The sequence below is a fragment of the Paenibacillus sp. LC231 genome, from assembly GCF_001860525.1.
Classification (GTDB): domain Bacteria; phylum Bacillota; class Bacilli; order Paenibacillales; family Paenibacillaceae; genus Paenibacillus_AQ.
Genome location: NZ_JFOM01000056.1, coordinates 76,725 through 95,592, shown reverse-complemented (window position 1 = coordinate 95,592; position 18,868 = coordinate 76,725). Strand labels below are relative to the sequence as shown.

Sequence of the window (18,868 nt, the reverse complement as noted above, 5' to 3'; positions counted from 1 at the left end):
TTCCATTACTCCTCTGACGTAGAAAAGAAGGCCACACAGCCTTCTTCCGCTCTACGATTCAAATTTACGGTGCTTTCTATACAGAATATATCTTCTCCCCACATAATTCAACGGAACACTCCACACATGCACCAATCGGGTAAACGGCCATAAGCCAAAAATGCCGAATCCGGCCAGAATGTGAATTTTAAACGACAGCGGCACGTTCACCATCAACGAAGCATCCGGACGAAGCATAAACAATCCACGGAACCACACGGAGACCGTTTCCCGATAATTGAATTCCGGCTGCACCGCGTTCGTGACCAGCGTGCTGTACATCCCCATAAATACGATAAACAGCAGAAGGACATTAACCAGCATATCCGAAGCGGTGCTGAGTTTTCGGACATTACGAATGGTGAACCGCCTGGCGGTTAACAATACCATGCCTCCCAGCGTTAGAAAGCCAAATGCGCTTCCAATATACACCGCCCCGATATGATACATATGGTCGCTGATCCCCAGTGACTCCATCCAGGATTGAGGGATAGCTAAGCCTGCAACATGCCCTCCGATAACAGGAATGATGCCTAAATGAAACATGAGACTGCCCAGCTTGAGATGCTTCTTCTCGATAAACTCGCTGGATTTTGCTGTCCAGTTAAACTGGTCTGTACGGTAACGGTAAATATGACCGACAATAAACACGGCAAGGCAGATATAGGGGGAAATGACCCACAGAAACTGATTAATCATGCTCATGAGCCGCCTCCTCCTGATTGAAACATGCTTTGAACGTCTCGCGAAGGCCTTGAATGAGATAAAGATACGGACTCTTATATTTCTCCAAAGCTTTCAGCAGATGATAGGTGCCGTCCTCCATGACAGCCAGCATCAAATCCAGGCTCTCTCCAGCTTCCTTCTCGTGCCCCTGCCAATTCGCTGCATATAGAAACTCGCACATCAGCGGGAGATAATCCGATAGTTCCGAGCCCGCGATGCCCAGACCAAACATTTCATACGTCTCTTTAAGTTTGGCGAGCATCTGGCCACGTTCCCTGCCATCCTCAAATTTATAAAAGGTCATATACAATGTGGACTTCGACTGAAAGTCGAACGTCTGGACGTACAGCTCTTCAATCTCTTCCATGCTGTATTCATGCATGGTCGTCCAGTACGTTCTGACGGATTCATAGGCCGGGTCAGAGGAGTCAAGCGACTCCTCCATAACCGACGGGTGGAAATCCAGCTTTTCCGGGTACGTGAGCTGCTGGGCGAAAAAACCGAAAACATGTTTATAATCATGCAGCTTTCCGAGATTAATCACGCCAGATCCCCCCGTAGAAGTTTTCTTCGTACAGCTCTTTGCCCGTTTTGCCCTGCAGTCCTTCCGGTCCGCAACCGCCGCAGCTTGCGCTAAAACCTTCGGAACCCTGCGAACGGTAAACATCCATATGGCTTTCCTTATGCGAAGTCGGGACAACAAACCGGTCATCGTATTTCGCGATGGCAAGCAGACGGTACATCTGCTTCATTTGGTAGGCGGTCAAGCCAACCCGTGCTAACCGTGTCTCATCAAACTCAGCCCCCGACGATTGCGCGCGCATATAAGAACGCATCATCGCCATTTTTTGCAGGGCATCCTTCACCGTCACCGTGTCCCCTGCCGTGAGCAGATTCGCGAGGTACTGAATCGGTGTGCGCATCTCCTCAATTGCCGGGAAAATCATGTCCGGATTCTCGATCGAATCTCTGCCTTCAAAATAGTTCATGATTGGACTGAGCGGCGGTACGTACCAAACCATCGGCAGCGTCCGGTACTCCGGATGGAGCGGAAAGGCCAGCTTGTATTCAATGGCTAGTTTATAGACAGGCGAATTTTGGGCAGCTTCGATCCATTCTTCGGTTAATCCGTCCTTCCGCGCCTGCTCGATCACTGCCGGATCATGCGGATCCAGGAACAGATCGCACTGGGCCTGATAAAGATCCTTCTCATCCGGCGTGGAAGCTGCCTCCTGTACCTTGTCGGCATCGTACAGCAGCACGCCCAAATACCGGATACGTCCTGTACAGGTTTCGGAGCATACCGTAGGCAGACCGGCTTCAATTCTTGGGAAGCAGAAGGTGCATTTCTCGGCCTTGTTCGTTTTCCAGTTGAAATACACCTTTTTGTATGGACAGCCCGTCATGCAGTACCGCCAGCCGCGGCAGGCTTCCTGATCCACCAAGACGATGCCGTCTTCATCCCGCTTGTACATCGCACCGGAAGGACAGGACGCTACGCAGCTCGGGTTCAAGCAATGCTCGCACAGGCGGGGCAAATACATCATGAACGCCTGCTCGAAGTTGAATTTAATCTCTTCCTCGATTTTTTCGATATTCGGATCCTTCGGGCCGGTGACATGGGCTCCCGCCAGGTCGTCTTCCCAGTTCGGACCCCATTCCAGATTCATCGTCTCGCCGGTTACTGCCGATTTCGGACGGGCCACCGGCTGATGCTTCTTCTCCCCGGCATTCGTCAGATGCTCATAGTTATACGTCCACGGCTCATAGTAATCTTTCATTTCCGGCATATCCGGATTGTAGAAAATTTTGCCGAGCGCGATTTTGGACAGCTTGCTGCCGGATTTCAGCTGCAGCTTGCCTTTTTTCAGCGTCCAGCCTCCCTTGTATTTCTCCTGGTCTTCCCAGCGGATCGGATAGCCTATGCCCGGCTTCGTTTCCACGTTGTTGAACCACATGTATTCCGCGCCCGGACGGTTGGTCCAGGTGCTCTTGCAGGTGACGCTGCACGTATGGCAGCCGATGCATTTATCCAAATTCATGACCATGGCGACCTGCGCTTTAATCTTCAAGCCAATCCACCTCTTTCATTTTGCGGACAGCCACGTACACATCCCGCTGGTTGCCGATCGGTCCGTAGTAGTTAAAACCATAGCTGAGCTGGGCATAGCCCCCGACCATCTGGGTCGGCTTTACATGGATTCTCGTCGGCGCGTTGTGGCTGCCGCCGCGATCCTTCGTAATCTCCGAGCCCGGCACGTTGATGTGTTTATCCTGCGCGTGATACATGTACATCGTGCCTTTCGGCATCCGGTGGCTGACGACGGCGCGGGCGGTGACAACGCCGTTGCGGTTGTACACTTCCAGCCAATCGTTGTCCTGGATATCGTTTGCCGCCGCATCGTCATTGTTAATCCATACCGTCGGACCTCCGCGGAACAGCGTCAGCATGTGCAGATTATCCTGATAGGTGCTGTGAATGTTCCATTTGCCATGCGGCGTCAGATATCGGAGCACGAGTGTATCCTTCCCCCCGGTAATCTGCTTGTCGCGCGGTCCGAATACCATTGGCGGAAGCGTCGGTTTATACACCGGCAGCGCCTCTCCGAACTGCAGGAAAATTTCGTGGTCGATATAAAAATGCTGTCTGCCGGTCAGCGTACGGAAAGGTACGAGCCGTTCAATATTCGTCGTGAACGGGGAATATCGTCTTCCCATTTTGTTCGATCCGCTGAATACCGGCGTCGGAATGACTTCCCGCGGCTGGGCCGTAATGCTCTGGAACGTGATGCGCTCTGCAGCGCGGTCCGCGGAAATGTCTTTCAGCTGCACGCCGGTGTCCTGCTCCGCGGATTCCCAGGCTCGCTGCGATACCTTGCCATTCGTGGCCGAAGACAGATTCAAAATGGCGTCCGCCGCATTTCTTGCCGTATGAAGTTTAGGCAGGCCGTTTTTGATGGTGTCGTCGTAATACGTTCCGTTCAAACGCTTCAGCTCTTCATACTCTTCGGCGACCGAGAAGCTGACGCCGTGCGCTCCGACTTTGCCTGTAGCCAGGTTCGGACCGAGCGTAATATATTTGTCGTGAATTTTCGTATAGTCCCGCTCAACCACCGTCAGATTGGGCATTGTTTTGCCAGGTACGGCCTCAATTTCACCCTTGCGCCAATCCTTCACCTCACCGTATGGCTGGGCGATCTCGCTTATGGAGTCATGAGAGAGCGGAGTGGTGACCAGGTCCTTATATATTCCCGGAAGATGGGTCTTTGCCATGTCGGAGAAGACCTCGGCAATCGTTCTGTATATATCCCAGTCCGACCGTGATTCCCAGAGCGGATCTACTGCCGGGTTAAACGGATGCACGAAAGGATGCATATCGGTTGAAGACAAGTCCGTTTTTTCATACCAGGTCGCTGCAGGAAGGACTACATCTGCGTACATTGGCGTTGATGTCATCCGGAAGTCCAGCGCAACTAGCAGATCCAGCTTGCCTTCGACTTCTTCGCGCCACACCATTTCTTCCGGCTTATCCTCTTCATTCGGCGTCGAGAGCAGGCTGTCCGAAGCGCCCAATAAATGCTTCATGAAATATTCCTGACCCTTGGCCGAGCTTGAGATCAGATTCGAGCGCCATACGAACAAGGATCTTGGGAAGTTTTCAGGCGCATCGGGATCTTCGGCCGCAAACTTGGTATCTCCAGAGACGATTTGCGCAAGCGTATGCTTCACAATGTCCTCATGGGTGGTTTTCCCCAGCTGTGCTGCCTCCTCCGCAAACTTCAAGCTGTTTTTGTTAAACTGCGGGTAAGATGGAAGCCACCCAAGTCTCGCGGCAAGCACGTTGTAATCCGCCGGATGCTGGTAACGGATTTCCCCGCCCGTTGGCGATTTCAGCGAATCGGCCCCCAGTTCTTCGTATTTCCATTGGTCGGTCGCAAAATAAAAGAACGAGGTCGCATTTTGCTGACGCGGCGGTCCCTGCCAATCTTTCGCGAAGGCGACCGTGGACCAGCCCTCGATCGGGCGGCATTTCTCCTGGCCGACGTAATGCGCCCAGCCGCCACCGTTTACGCCTTGAGACGCCGTTAGAATGACCAGATTCAAAATGGAACGGTAGATCGTGTCACTGTTAAACCAGTGGTTAATCCCGGCGCCCATGATGATCATCGAGCGTCCCCCGGTCTCCAACGAATTCTGCGCAAACTCCCGGGCAATCTGGACGACGACCGATGGTTTCACACCCGTGATTTTTTCCTGCCAGGCCGGGGTATAGAAGGAATCCGCATCCTTGTATCCGTCTGCATCGAGCTCGCTGTCTGCCCGCCCTATTCCATACTGGCTCAGCATCAGATCGTATACCGTTGCCGCCAGACGCTTCGTTCCATCCGCCAGCTGAATGGTCTTCGCCGGAATTAGGCGTTTGAAGGTACCGTTGGCGTTGTTGTCAAAGAACGGGAAGGAAATCGTCTGCCATTCCCCACCCTGAGACTCCACGGACAGCGCCGGCGCAATAACCGAGCCGTCCTCGCGCTCCAGGATCAGGTTCCATTTCTTATCCTGCTCCCAGCGCTGCCCCATCGTTCCGTTCGGAACCGTGATTTCATTGGTGTTCTCGTCGATGACCACCGGCTTCCACTCGGCATGCTGCGTAATATCGCCCAGATCGCTTGCCCGCAGGAAGCGTCCTGCCTTGTACCCCCCCTCAAACTCATCCAATAGAATCAGGAAAGGCATATCCGTATATTGTTTCGCATAATTCAGGAACATCGGTTCCTGACGCTCATGATAGAATTCTTTTAAAATGACATGCGTCATGGCCTGCGCAATGGCCGCATCCGTTCCGGGATTCGGAGCCAGCCAGTTATCGGCAAATTTGACGTTCTCGGCATAGTCCGGCGCGACCGACACAACCTTGGTGCCTTTATATCGCACTTCCGTCATGAAGTGGGCATCCGGCGTCCGCGTTAACGGTACGTTCGAGCCCCACATAATCAGGTAACCGGCATTGTACCAATCGCTGGATTCCGGCACGTCGGTCTGCTCTCCCCAGATTTGTGGAGATGCCGGCGGCAAGTCCGCATACCAGTCATAGAAGCTGAGCATTTCGCCGCCGAGCAGAGAGATGAATCTGGCCCCTGAAGCATAACTGATCATCGACATGGCCGGAATCGGGGTGAAACCGGCAATGCGGTCCGGCCCGTATTTGCGGATCGTATAAATGAGCTGCGCGGAGATCAGCTTCGTGGCCTTCTGCCAGGACACACGGACATGACCGCCTTTACCCCGTGCTTGTTTATAGGACTTCGATTTCTCCGGATCTTCGACGATGCTGGCCCAAGCGGCGATCGGATCGCTGTGTTGGCTTAAGGCTTCTTTCCACATATGCCATAGCCGGCCGCGCATATAAGGGTATTTCACTCGCAGCGGACTGTATTCATACCAGGAAAAGGAAGCTCCGCGCGGGCATCCGCGCGGTTCGAATTCCGGCATATCCGGCCCGCAGGAAGGATAATCAATCTGCTGGTTTTCCCAAGTGATGATCCCGTTCTTCACAAAAACCTTCCAGCTGCAGGAACCTGTACAGTTCACGCCATGCGTCGTCCGCACCACTTTGTCATGCGACCAGCGCTTGCGGTACATATCCTCCCATTCCCTGCTTTTCTCCTCCAGAACGGACCAATTGTCAGAATAGCTTTCGATCCTCTTGAAGAACTTCAGCCCCGACTTTCGTTTCATAGGACAGTTCAACTCCTTCTGCTTGAATGACAATGATTGGGGAATCAATGTGCCGTCCTTCGTATAGCTTTATTATGGGTGGCTTCTTCCCCGGTTCCTATTAGGGAAACACCTATATTCCTAAGAGAATTCCCTTGTTGATGGCTTGTCGCCCGGCAACCCCATCGAAGGAACGATTCGTGCACGGAGCGCTTTTTGAACATAAAAAGGGATGTCCCATAAGACCTCAAGATCTTTTGGGACATCCCTAAGGCAATCATTATGAATCTGGTTGACGAACATAAGAAAAACGTCGATCGTTTTCAGACAGACCGCGGTGAGGGGTTGATGATCATTCCCCAACCTTTACCGGTACTCCCGTTTCGGCTGATCGCAAAGCCGCATAGGTAATTTCCATCGTTTTGACGGCATCCTCATAGGTCGATAAGATTCTGGAAGCATCGCCTGTGCGCAGCGCATGGATGAAAGCTTCATTCTCTCGAAGATAAGGATTAGCTGCATTGCGGATTTCCGTCATTCTTCCTTTATCCTTGACGATGAGTTTATCGGATTGAATGCCGATGACCCCCTGCTCCGTATAGATATCCAGGCCAACCTTATCCGACTCCGGCAGCAGGCAGGTATTGGATATCGTTGCCACCGCCCCGCTCCTTAATTTCAGCGTCGCGGTACCCACGTCGTGTACCGTTACTCCCTCATGAATGTCCTGCATGGCTCTATGGGCAAAAGCCGCATACACTTCATCGGCTTCACCCAGCAGGCAGCGAAGCAGATCAACCATATGGGTGGTTTGCTCGATGAATTGTCCCCCGGAGCCTTCCTGCTGTCTCCACCAGGCCACCTGCGGCATGTCCCCCATCCAGTAGCCAAGCGCCATCCCGATCTTCCGGCCTTCCAGCAGCTCGGCAGCCTTGATGGCTGCATCCGAATAACGGAAATGATACCCGGCGGACGTAATCAAACCGGCCTTCTTCACCTCATGCAGAATCTGCCTTGGCGTATCAAGGTTAGTACCCAGCGGCTTCTCAACCAGAAAAGGAATGCCCCTCTGCACGAGCTGTAATTCGATCTCGCCATGCGCAAACGGCGGAACGCAGATGTAAACCGCATCGGGCTTGGTTTCATCCAGCATTTGCTCAACGTTGCCATAAGCCTTGGCCGCAGCATAGCCTCGAACCGCTTGTGCCGCTTTCTCCAAACTTGTCCCGACAAAAGCCGTTACGTCCACTCCGTCCATGTTGGATAAAATATCTGCGTGGACCTTGCTAAACCAGCCTGTGCCAATGATTCCAATTCGTAGTGTCATGTAATCCTATGACCTCCCCTTCGATTAGAGACGCTATGGCTTTCTTCTCCGCCATTGATACATAAATCCTGCAGCAATTACAACCAGCCTCAGGGATGTAGGCTTTGTGACGATCTCCGTGGAGCTGATGTCTCCAGATTACATCAAATGGCCCTGAGTTCCAATGATAATCATGAATAACACATAGGCTCCAACTTCTTCACCCCTTGCTTCTTGATTCAACTCTATAATAGAGGATGTCTGCGACCGGCGCTGAAAGATCAGGATCATGTGTGCGGGTATGGAACCCGGAAATCTCCGTTTCCGCTGATTTAAAATTCGCCTTCGCCGTGATGACCGTATTCGATCGCGACCATTGGACATCCGCCTGGGCCTTTGCCCTAATAAAAAAGGCTGCTTCCCGTACATAGTACTGGAAACAACCTGTTCAGTTATTTAAAGATCATCCATATTACAATAAATGCAATCAATGATACCACATAAATGATGAGCAGCTTCGTGAGGTTGGTCCTCGTTTTCCGCTCGTAATTCGGATTTGCCTTCTTATTCTCCTGGGATAAACCTACAAGAAGCGTCGAAACTCCTCCAATTAATGCCAGTGCGATGACGATAATATACATAACCAACCACAAACAACCCCATTCGATATTCATTATATACATTCTATTATAGAAGCTGAGGCTTCAGGATCAATCTATTTCACCATGAAATGGTCATTTCTGCCTCATTATAATGAACAATCGGCTAATGCACACCATCCAATTGCACGGCAGTTGTGACCATCCAATTGGATGGTCAGTCACCATCCACTATTCTCCCTCAATTCGACGCAACCCATTGAAACATCCGTTCCAATGCGTCTTCGGCTTCAGGCATAGGGAACAGGGGCCACACATGCATCATATTCTCGTATTCCCAGTATTCGGTATCAACACCTTCACGGACCATTTTGTCCTGCAGCCGACGGGCGTCCGGCAGAAGGCAATCATCGGTTCCGACGAGAATGACCGTACGGGGCAGGCCTCTCATCTCGCCAAACAATGGACTTACTGCTGGGTCGTCCAGGAGAAGGCTTCCCCCATACATCCTTCCTACCTCGCCCAGCCCGGCCGGCTGCAGAAAGATGTCACGGCGCGGTATATTAAGACCGGCAATCAGCGGATTGTCCGTGGCTGCATCCGCCCAAGGCGAGAGCAGAATTAATCCTTTTGGCGTAAGTGGCGATTCTTTGACCGATTGGGCCATATCGAGCGCCAGCGCACCGCCGGCCGAATCGCCCATTAGAAATACCGGACTCTTAACCAAAGCGAAGACGTACTTGTAAAATTCGCGCATCAGCCCCGTCAGCTTCTTCGCATCAATAGCTGGGACCGTAGGATAATTGGGTGTGATTACGGTAAATCCGGTCCGCTTCGTCCACTGTTTGGCAAAAGCGAAATGGGGCGGAAGGATCTCCTCGATATAAGCTCCGCCGTGCAAATATATGACGGTTCCCTGTTCCAACGCACCATGCGATACATAATAATTCATACTCATTCCGGATTCACTCTGGAAACAGCGGGTTTCAAACCCCTCCTGTTCCTGTGAAAGTGCAGGATAAGAAGGCAGTGCTTCGATATATTGCTGAATCGTTCCGGCATTCTCCCATTTTAGATTAAATCCCTCAGCGGTCAGCAGCTCTTTTATAGCCATGCTTTCTTTACTCGGCATATGGTTTAATCCCCTTTGCTGGACGTTATCAATACATGACAGGTTAAGTAGGTCACAGCTTCAATATATCACCGCGCGCGCCGTGGGCGCTGTGGCAATTGATACAGAGGCCGGCATATAAAAGAGACCTCACTCTGTCACGACATACAGGTGAAGTCTCTTTATCGCTATTCCAGCTCCTTGATCTGACCAAAACCCGCACATGTTCCTACACTTCAGCTTCAATAGGCGGGTCTACATGAATGTCGCTATCCGGTTCAGTCCTCACCCAATGCGTGAATGTTACGTTCAGTCCGGTACGGGTCGGCGAGCAAACAAAAGGTCCGGCCTGACTTTCAGTCCCGGCGGGGAATGGGGCAACACGAACGGTTCGCCAAGGATGCTTGCCGGTTCTTGCCCTGATGATAACTGCATCATTCAGCCTCGAGGCACGGATCGTGACACGCTCGCCAACCCACTCCGGCACCGGCGCGAGCGACCAATCCGAATATCCATCTGTGACGACCGTGGCAAGCTGCGGGATTCCGTCATTAATCTCGATCCCTGCTTTGATCCACTGTCCCGGAGCGTTCATAAGCATAATCCCAGCCTGATCGTAAAGTTCTGTAAAGGAATCCAATTCAAAAGTGACCTCCATGGCCGCATCCTGATCCCATAAGGTAAGCAGTGAATGCCCGCTGTCGCGTTGAAAACCGTACAAGGTTTTCTCCCAATAGTCACTGCCTTCTCTCGACTCTACCTTCAGATGCAACCCTTCCTTTGTAACGGATACCGGTTTGGTTGTCCATTCGCCTGAATCCCAATCCATGATTCTTCTCGTCATTCGACCACGACTCCTTATATTAGTAACTGATCCGCACTGTGCTGCAGAAGCAGGCAGAAGGAACGGTTATGTCCGATAAAAAACGACGACACGTCATAGCGGTTACGGGCAGGCTCATAGGTAATCAGCGCGCGATGCCTCATGTTCCCCAGAAGAATGTCAGCGAACCGCTCTGCAGGCCCGTTCGAGAAAAAAGTAAGGTAGGCGTAAAGGGAATGATCAACGGGTTCATCTAGAGGGCTTACACCGGCGCAGGAAAACTCGGTTACCAATCCCGCTTGCTGCAGCAGGATCAATATCGGATATAACTGCTCATCGACAGGGGCATTACCGAATAACCGGGTCCGTTTAGGCTGTTGACGCACCTTGGGTCTGCTGATCCATTCGTTTAGCTCCTGTCTTCTCCGCCTCCACTGTTCCGGGGTATGTGTGCTTAGGAGCAGCTCACCGCTGGAATCGTTTCGTTCCTGGTTCATATACGTCCCCCTCGCTCGCATGGCAGCATTCTGCTACTTTTAAGTGTAGTCTCATTTCGCTTGAAGTCAAATAAGCTGGACGATAAGTCCGGCTTAGGATACTTTTTTAACGGGTTTCCCGATGAAGTGTCACTCGCTTCAAGCGCGGACAAGATTGTCATCGTAATGATGAAATTATGAAAACCCTTAATTTGTACATAATGCTATGATTAAGATTACGGACAGGAACTTCCTGAATATGTCGCGAAAGGATGAGGAAGATGTGGAAGCCGGATCGTAACAGCACACAACCTCTATATCAGCAAATCGCTGATAATCTGGAGCAAAGAATATCTTATGGTGAGTTTCCACCAGACAGCTTACTCCCATCCGAACGAAAACTCGCAGAGTTGTTAGGGGTTAATCGAAGTACCGTGGTTCTGGCATACTCGGAGCTTCGGGCGCTTGGAATTATAGAGAGCCGTTCCGGAAGCGGAACACGGGTCAGCAACTCCAAATGGGGAGCCACGCCCAAGCATACGCCGAACTGGCACCGCTATGCGGAGGGAGGGAACTTCCTGCCTAACCTCCCTTTTCTCCGTCGAATTCGGGAAGCGTTGACGCATGATCCCTCTTTGATTGATTTTGCCAGCGGAGAGCTTGCGGGCGATTTGGCGCCGATCAAAGAAATGAATACATTGATGAGTCAAAAACCGAACACGTCCTATCTCGGTTATGATAATCCGCAAGGATATGGTCCACTCCGAGAAGCGTTGGTTACATATCTAAAAAAGTATCGTGGAATCCATACAACCGAATCGTCCATATTGATCACGTCAGGATCTCAGCAATCGCTGTATCTCATCACGCAGTGCTTGTTGTCACCTGGTGATGCAGTGGCTATTGAGGACCCGTCGTATTGCTACTCCCTGCCTATGTTTCAATCCGCGGGACTTCGATTGTTCAGGCTCCCTGTTGATGAACGAGGGGTACAGCCGGAGGACCTTCGCTCTCTGTACAAGAAACACCGGATTAAGATGATCTTCATTAATCCGAATTATCAGAACCCGACAGGCACCGTGATGGCCCAAGAACGAAGGTCGCAGCTGCTTGATGTTGCAAGTGAACTCGGGCTCCCCATCGTGGAGGATGACCCCTACAGTTTAACCGCCTACGAATGTCCGCCGCCTGCCCCTTTGAAATCCGTCGATTCCGTCGGGTCGGTGCTGTACATCGGGTCACTTTCGAAAATAGCTGCATCCGGCCTCCGAGTAGGCTGGATGGTTGCCCCGAACACGGTTGTGGAGCGGCTCGCAGACGCCAGGCAGCAAATGGATTTCGGACTGAGCGTGGTGCCCCAAAGCCTGGCCGGTCACTTTCTCAACTCATCCTATTTTGCTCCCCACCTGGACAGGCTGAGAGCGAGCCTGCTATATAAGCGGGATTTACTGATAGAGGCCCTTCAGAAAGAACTGCAAGGCCTGGTTCATTTTCATGTACCGGAGGGCGGCTTGCATCTCTGGTGCAAAATCGTACCGGAAGTGAATGACAGCAAGCTGCTGGAAACCTCCATTCACAATGGCGTTATTTTCGCGCCGGGAAGCGTGTACGGTTCAGCTTCCGGATATGTGCGATTCACATACGGCCGTGCCAGAGCTGAGGATATCCCATTCGGAATATCCAAGTTCGCTCAAGCTCTGCGCTCCGTGATTCAATAGGCCTTCAAAGAGCCTTCATGGAAAAAAGCCGGGAAAGCTCCCGGCTCAAAATCCTGTTATATTACTCGCCGGTTTCAGCGAATGTTTGAATACGCTCGCCGATTTGATCGCGAACACGCTGAAAAACAGCCCATTTTTCTTCATCGGTGCCCTGTGCCTTGGCAGGATCGTCAAATCCCCAATGCTCGCGGCGAACATGCGGAGGTGTCACTGGACAACGATCGGCAGCATCACCGCATAAGGTGACCACTAGGTCGGCTTGATTTAGCAATGCCGGATCAATGACATCGGACGTTTGTTTCGAAATATCAATACCTACCTCATTCATCGCTTTCACAGCATTAGGGTTCAGGCCGTGTGCTTCAATGCCGGCGCTGTATACATTCCAATCATCACCCAGATGCTGCTTGGCCCATCCCTCCGCCATTTGGCTGCGGCAAGAGTTGCCTGTGCACAAGAAATAAAGTGTCTTTTTTTCCATATTTGTGTCTCTCCCCTATCGTTTGAATTAAAGTATGGTCAACCAGATATATAAACCTAGGAGGGTTATAAATAACGTTGGGATGGTTAATATGATCCCTGTCTTAAAGTAGGTTCCCCAGCTGATCTTCACGCCTTTGGTCGAAAGGACATGCAGCCACAGAAGGGTAGCCAGCGAACCGATCGGCGTGATTTTGGGACCTAAATCGGCGCCAATAACATTCGCATAAATTAATGCCTCTTTGATAGCAGCCGACGTGTTTGTCGCATCGATGGCGAGTGCATCAATCATCACCGTTGGCATATTGTTCATGATGGAGGAAATTATCGCAGCGATAAATCCCATCCCCATCGTTGCCGCAAACAGTCCCTGGTCCGCTATGCTCTGAATGACACTGGCCAGAAGATCCGTAAGACCCGCGTTACGTAAGCTATATACGACCACATACATGCCGATGGAGAAAAACACGATGGCCCAAGGAGCACCTTGGAGTACTTCCTTTGTTTGCACAGCCGGACTTTTTCTTGCCATCAGGAGGAAGAAAATCGCAATCACGCCAGCTACGATCGATACCGGAATACCAACAAATTCACACACAAAGTAACCGATAAGGAGCACACTCAACACGATCCAGGATAAACGGAACATGGCAGGGTCTTGAATTGCCGTTGATGGATGCTTAAGCTGGGTGTCGTCAAACTTTCGTGGAATGCTTTTGCGGAAAAACAGATACAGCACCAGGACACTCGCTGCTAAAGAGAACAGATTGGGAACCAACATACGACTCGCATATTCGGTAAACGTAATTCCGAAGAAATCGGCCGATACGATATTCACCAGGTTGCTGACCACAAGCGGAAGAGAGGTCGTGTCCGCAATAAAGCCGCTTGCGATGATAAAGGGGAATACCTTCTTTTCGTCGAAATTCAGCGCTCGGACCATAGCCAGCACAATCGGAGTTAAGATCAGAGCCGCACCGTCGTTTGCGAAAAAAGCGGCGACAACAGCTCCAAGAACGGATACGTATACAAACATCCGGATCCCGTTTCCTCGAGCAGCATTCGCCATATGTAAGGCAGCCCACTCGAATAAACCGATCTTATCCAAGATCAATGAAATGATAATAATCGCGACAAAGGCGAGCGTTGCATTCCATACGATCTGAGTGACATCCCATACATCCTGAAAGTCGACTACTCCAACGAGCAGTGCCGATACTGCCCCCCCGCATGCCGACCATCCAATGGATAGATTTTTAGGCTGCCAAATGACAAAAACTAATGTGACCAGAAAAATGATGCTAGACAGAACAACAGAAACCAATGTTCAAACCCTCCAATTACACACTGAACTAGAATAAATGTTTTTTCAAGAATCAATATATAACTATATTCTTATATGATGAGCAGAGATAATCGTTTACATCCCTCAATTTTATGCTAAATATCCCTATTAGCATGATTAATCACAAGCACACTTAATTTCCCTATTTAAGGATGACAGTATTTCTTGAGAGCTTGGCATCTCATTCAACACCGCTTGGATATATGGCTTATCCGCAACATGCAGTGAATAATAAACCCATTGGCCTCGTCTGGCTTCAGTCACGATCCCTTGAGACTTAAGCTTTCTTAGGTGCTGGCTGATAGCAGGCTGCGACATATCAAAAATATCGACAAACTCGCAAACGCACCATTCTCTTTCCTTAAGGAGCGTCAACATGGTAAGCCTAGTTTTATCTCCAAGCAATTTGAGTTTCTCGGCCATTTCGTACATTTGCTCCAATAAGGCTCACTCCTTTCTTGATAGATCACTTCGACAGAAGCATAACCATATAACTTAATGCTTATATACTAATCGAAAGCGCACTTGATTTCAAGTGTGTAAACTCAACTCCCAATAATTTCTCATTCAAAAACACCAGCGTGCATCCTGGTTTCCTGCGACACATTTCCCGATGGAATCAACTTACATCGCCCTAATCGAAACTAACCAAACAATAAATCCAGAATTTTTTCATCTGCCTTTCTATTTTTTCCGATGTAAGGATAACAGTGGATATGGATCGCTGGATTGAAGTTGATTTCAATAATGCTGTAATTGGTATCGGTGGCTTCTTCCTCTAAAGAATCAATCATCATATCCACACCACATAGGACCGCTCCTGCAGCTTTAGCTGATTGAACGGCAAGTTCCTTATAGCTATTTGGCATTTCATCCGTAAAATCGATACTGTCTCCACCCGTGCTAATGTTCGAATTTTCTCTTAGATAGATAACCTCCCCTTGTTGGGGAATATCGTTCCAACTCATAGCATGATTTTTCAAAAACATCGCTTCTGCTTCCCCTAACTGAATTTTCTCAAGGGGAGTCTTATACCCTTTACCTCGAAGTGGGTCTTTATTCTTCTCATGAACAAGCTGTTCGATCGTGTGAACACCGTCACCGACGACATTTGCAGGAACACGATGCAGGACCCCTACAACTTGATCACCCATGACCAGAAAGCGATATTCTTTTCCTGTCATAAATTCCTCAAGAAGAACCGTTTGATCGTGAGTAAATGCGATTTCAAACGCTTTTTCCATATCCTCTCTCGAATAATCTTGATTGAAGATCGTAATGCCCAACCCAAAATTGGTTGATTTGGGCTTTATCACTATGGGATTACCGCGATAGGTTTCATAGGTGGACATTGCTTCATCCAAGCTCTGAAATGCTTCTCCTGACGGTACACGAATTCCATGTTGTTTGAGAACTTTTTTCGTAACCACCTTATTTTCCATCATTAACACCGTACTATAGGAGTCCAATGAAGTTTTCGTAGCTTGCTTCACATACTCTTGATGATTACCTTTTGAAAGTAATACAAAATTCTCGTCCCGATCCATCCACGTAAAGCGTATGCCGCGTTTAACCGCTGCCTTTAAGAGCAGTTGGGTTGATAATTCGAGATCCTCATACCCTGCAAAACGGTATCCGTTTTGCATACTGTCCTGGGCATATTTTTTCGCCTTTTCCAAATGGTATGTCAGATAGGATGATTTTTGAATGTCAGACTTCACCCTGGATGCAACATTCAGCTCCGTATGAAGAATCTTTTGCTTTTCATCGTCCAGAATGTGCTGAAAATCCTCATTTTTAGGAAACAAAAGCTGCACCATATCCTTCATTTCATCGATAACAGCAAGTGCCATTTCCTCCATCGTGAACTGACTATACTCCGGCTCGTTTAAATAACCTTTAATACCTTCCATAATCACCTGATCTTGGTTTTCTTCAGCTATCCTTTGATCTTCCTCATGGAAGGATTCATCTACTTTAAGCAGCATAAAGAGAATAAACAAATGTATAAAGTGCATGATTTCTTTACTTATTCCAATCTTGTGAAGTGGATTGATATCCATAAATCGAAGCTCTAAGTATGCTACCCCATCTTCCACAAGCTCCTGGCAGGGGTTGATCCCCTTAGCGGTTTTTAAGCGAACGGGGCTGTAAAATTCCTTTACGCTCAGTAATTCATTCTGTTGAATCAGCCTGTTTAAGTCATGAACGTACTCTTTGGCCGAATTAAAAGAAACATAATACGATTTTTCATTCCGATAGCCGCACATACTATTCCGAAGTGAGTTCATGATCGGAAAATAATAACTTTTATTGTCATGGGTATTCGCTAATTTAACACATTGCTCAATATAGGTATTGTCAAAAACAGGACTTGCCCCTGTTAAATAAATAAGCAGCCAACGGTACCTCATCAAGTTACGGGCTACTTTAAAGTAAATTGCATCTTTGAACTCCTTAAAGTCTTTGTGCAGCACCTGGGTATTATATAGTTTTGTAAGAAATTTCTCATCAAACGAGAAATTATAATGAATTCCGCTTAACAACTGTCTTTTACGACCATACTTATCCGCCAGTTCACTTCGATAATCGTCCGCAATGGGATCGCTCATGTTGGCAATAGGAATTTCTTTCTCTTCGGGCAGCATAGGAGGATTGCTGCTTGGCCACAAATATTCCCCTTCTAATTCCACAGAAACAATGTCTTGCAAGGCTTCCATGAAATGATAAGTCTCTTCAATCGACTCAAACGCGGGGGTTATTAGCTCGATTTGACTCTCTGAAAAATCAGTTTGAATATAAGGGTTATCCGTCTTATTCCCAAAGGCTTCTGGATGGGGTGTCAATGCAAGTTTTCCATCTTGATCGACCCGTACATTTTCTTTTTCTAAACCGAAATGACCCCGAAGTAGATCCTTTTGAAGTGTATGGTCTATTACAACCTGTATAAGTTCACGATTCAATAAATTCATCATGTATATGACCCCTTCATATTAATTGCATTCCGAAGTAGATGAGGCAGCAGGCATACAACAATCGTTGGCATTCGGAGCACTGCTAATTCCACACACGCCGGTCTCGGGCAGCTCTAATTCAACTTTTAGCGCGGATTCCATATCTCCATCGAGATATGCCGCAATGGATCTAACCTGTTCGTAGCCTGTTGCCATAAGGAAGGTTGGTGCCCGGCCATAACTTTTCATTCCAACGAGATAAAAGTTCTTGTCTACATGACGCAGCTCTTTTTCGCCATGGGGTCTTACGGTTCCGCAGCTGTGCACGTTGGGATCGATTAGGGGCGCAAGCGCTTCAACACTCTCCGTAGCAGGATCAATGCTAAGTCTAATCTCACTCAAGAATGAGAAATCCGGTCGGCTTCCTGTATTTACGATCATTTCGTCGATTTCTTGGATATCCTTAGTTTCGCCATTTACATTCCCCTTGATTGTCATTCTTCCATCGTTTTTGGAAAGCCCTTCGATCATGAATGGAGTAACCACTTGGATTTGGCCGGCATCAATCAGCTGGTGAATGTGGCTTCCAAGTGCTCCTCGTGCCTCTAATTGGTCATTCTCTTCCCCACCGTAAGCTTCTTCCACCGATTTCTTTCTCATCACCCAAATGATTTCCGTATCCGAATCCGTCTCTTTAAGCTTGGCTAGATCCAGTAATGTGTTGATCGCCGAATGCCCGCCTCCTACAACTGCTACACGTTTCCCTGTATACTTCTGCCTTTGTTCTCCTGATAAATCCGGAATTCCATAATAAATGCGATCTTTCAGATCACGCTCTTCACGTGTCCATATCCCGTCTGCATGCAGCGGATTCGAATGACCCCAAGTCCCGGAGGCATCGATCACCGCCCGTGCTTCAAACCGCTCGGTGGAGACGCTTGTTTCAACATATAGTACAAATGGCGCAGCTTCACGATTTGCGGATTTCATTTTATCTGTGTTCTTCTTCGTTATGGAGATGACTTTGGAATTCAACCTAATGTAAGGCTCTAATTCAGGCAATTTTGCCACAGGCTCCAAATACTGATGAACCAACTCTTGACCAAGAGGCAAATCCGTTAGAACGGGAGGCTTCCACCCATGATTGCGTAAAAGACGCTCAGCGGCTTTATCGAGGTTATACTTCCATGGTGAAAAAAGACGTACATGTCCCCATTGCAGGATGTTTTGACCAATGCTGGGCCCGGCTTCAAAAAGGATGAATTTTTGTCCTCTCTCCGCCAAGTGCGCTGCGGCTGCCAAGCCAATCGGACCGGCACCGATAATCGCGACCGGCAGATTATTGTTGTAGGAAGCATGCTCCTCCTTGACCGTTTCTTTAGTTTTAGTTGTTACCAGGGGTGTACAGCAAGATGTTGGAGCTACCTTAAATTCAATGTTTTTCATACATAAATCCTCCTGCATTTCTACTTATCAATTTTTTTTGATTTATTGACTAAATAAAGAAGAAATCTGTTTTAAACTATAAACAAAACTTAATAACTTGTATTTTGCAAGTATAAGTTAAATTAGGAGT

15 protein-coding genes are annotated in these 18,868 nt (G+C 48.9%); 1 reads left to right on the top strand and 14 read right to left on the bottom strand.

Annotated elements, in window-relative coordinates; all coding sequences use genetic code 11:
* Window positions 1–51: 51 nt before the first annotated feature.
* From narI to AK95_RS30795, 9 genes are all read right to left on the bottom strand, one after another.
* Window positions 52–744 carry a respiratory nitrate reductase subunit gamma gene (gene narI, locus AK95_RS30840; protein ID WP_071223731.1) on the bottom strand — a complete coding sequence of 231 codons (693 nt, stop codon included), beginning with the start codon at window positions 742–744 and terminating at the stop codon, window positions 52–54.
* Window positions 731–1,309, bottom strand: a complete 579-nt coding sequence (gene narJ, locus AK95_RS30835) for a nitrate reductase molybdenum cofactor assembly chaperone (RefSeq protein ID WP_071223730.1) — start codon at window positions 1,307–1,309, stop codon at window positions 731–733. The genes narI and narJ overlap by 14 nt, the downstream gene beginning before the upstream one ends.
* A complete protein-coding gene (narH, locus tag AK95_RS30830; RefSeq protein WP_071223729.1) occupies window positions 1,302–2,837 on the bottom strand; it encodes a nitrate reductase subunit beta in 1,536 nt (511 codons plus the stop codon). Before narH ends, narJ begins: the two co-directional genes overlap by 8 nt.
* Window positions 2,827–6,501 (bottom strand): nitrate reductase subunit alpha, encoded by a 3,675-nt coding sequence (locus AK95_RS30825; RefSeq protein WP_071223728.1) that lies wholly within the window; start codon window positions 6,499–6,501, stop codon window positions 2,827–2,829. Before AK95_RS30825 ends, narH begins: the two co-directional genes overlap by 11 nt.
* A gap of 331 nt (window positions 6,502–6,832) precedes the next feature.
* On the bottom strand, window positions 6,833–7,807 hold the full coding sequence (locus AK95_RS30815) for a Gfo/Idh/MocA family protein (protein WP_071223726.1): 975 nt from the start codon (window positions 7,805–7,807) through the stop codon (window positions 6,833–6,835).
* 431 nt (window positions 7,808–8,238) lie between these two features.
* Window positions 8,239–8,460, bottom strand: coding sequence for a hypothetical protein (locus AK95_RS30810; protein WP_235613268.1), 222 nt, complete (start codon window positions 8,458–8,460; stop codon window positions 8,239–8,241).
* A 166-nt stretch (window positions 8,461–8,626) separates the two neighbouring features.
* Complete coding sequence (locus tag AK95_RS30805) at window positions 8,627–9,517, bottom strand: alpha/beta hydrolase fold domain-containing protein (RefSeq protein ID WP_071223725.1); 891 nt, start codon at window positions 9,515–9,517, stop codon at window positions 8,627–8,629.
* Between the two features lie 208 nt (window positions 9,518–9,725).
* Window positions 9,726–10,340 carry a DUF1349 domain-containing protein gene (locus tag AK95_RS30800; RefSeq protein ID WP_071223724.1) on the bottom strand — a complete coding sequence of 205 codons (615 nt, stop codon included), beginning with the start codon at window positions 10,338–10,340 and terminating at the stop codon, window positions 9,726–9,728.
* Window positions 10,341–10,354: 14 nt separating this feature from the next.
* Entirely contained in the window at window positions 10,355–10,816 is a 462-nt protein-coding gene (locus tag AK95_RS30795; protein WP_071223723.1) for a hypothetical protein, read from the bottom strand.
* 260 nt (window positions 10,817–11,076) lie between these two features.
* Between AK95_RS30795 and pdxR the strand changes: the two genes are divergently transcribed.
* Entirely contained in the window at window positions 11,077–12,513 is a 1,437-nt protein-coding gene (gene pdxR, locus AK95_RS30790; protein ID WP_071223722.1) for a MocR-like pyridoxine biosynthesis transcription factor PdxR, read from the top strand.
* A 61-nt stretch (window positions 12,514–12,574) separates the two neighbouring features.
* On the opposite strand, the gene arsC is transcribed toward pdxR, so the two are convergent.
* The 5 genes from arsC to AK95_RS30765 all read right to left on the bottom strand — a co-directional run bounded on the left by arsC (window position 12,575) and on the right by AK95_RS30765 (window position 18,738).
* Entirely contained in the window at window positions 12,575–12,994 is a 420-nt protein-coding gene (arsC, locus tag AK95_RS30785) for an arsenate reductase (thioredoxin) (protein WP_071223721.1), read from the bottom strand.
* A 27-nt stretch (window positions 12,995–13,021) separates the two neighbouring features.
* On the bottom strand, window positions 13,022–14,317 hold the full coding sequence (locus AK95_RS30780; protein WP_071223720.1) for an arsenic transporter: 1,296 nt from the start codon (window positions 14,315–14,317) through the stop codon (window positions 13,022–13,024).
* A gap of 138 nt (window positions 14,318–14,455) precedes the next feature.
* Window positions 14,456–14,770, bottom strand: a complete 315-nt coding sequence (locus AK95_RS30775; protein ID WP_201259458.1) for an ArsR/SmtB family transcription factor — start codon at window positions 14,768–14,770, stop codon at window positions 14,456–14,458.
* A gap of 212 nt (window positions 14,771–14,982) precedes the next feature.
* Entirely contained in the window at window positions 14,983–17,313 is a 2,331-nt protein-coding gene (gshAB, locus tag AK95_RS30770; RefSeq protein ID WP_071223718.1) for a bifunctional glutamate--cysteine ligase GshA/glutathione synthetase GshB, read from the bottom strand.
* A gap of 18 nt (window positions 17,314–17,331) precedes the next feature.
* Window positions 17,332–18,738 (bottom strand): FAD-dependent oxidoreductase, encoded by a 1,407-nt coding sequence (locus tag AK95_RS30765; protein WP_071223717.1) that lies wholly within the window; start codon window positions 18,736–18,738, stop codon window positions 17,332–17,334.
* Window positions 18,739–18,868 lie beyond the last annotated feature (130 nt).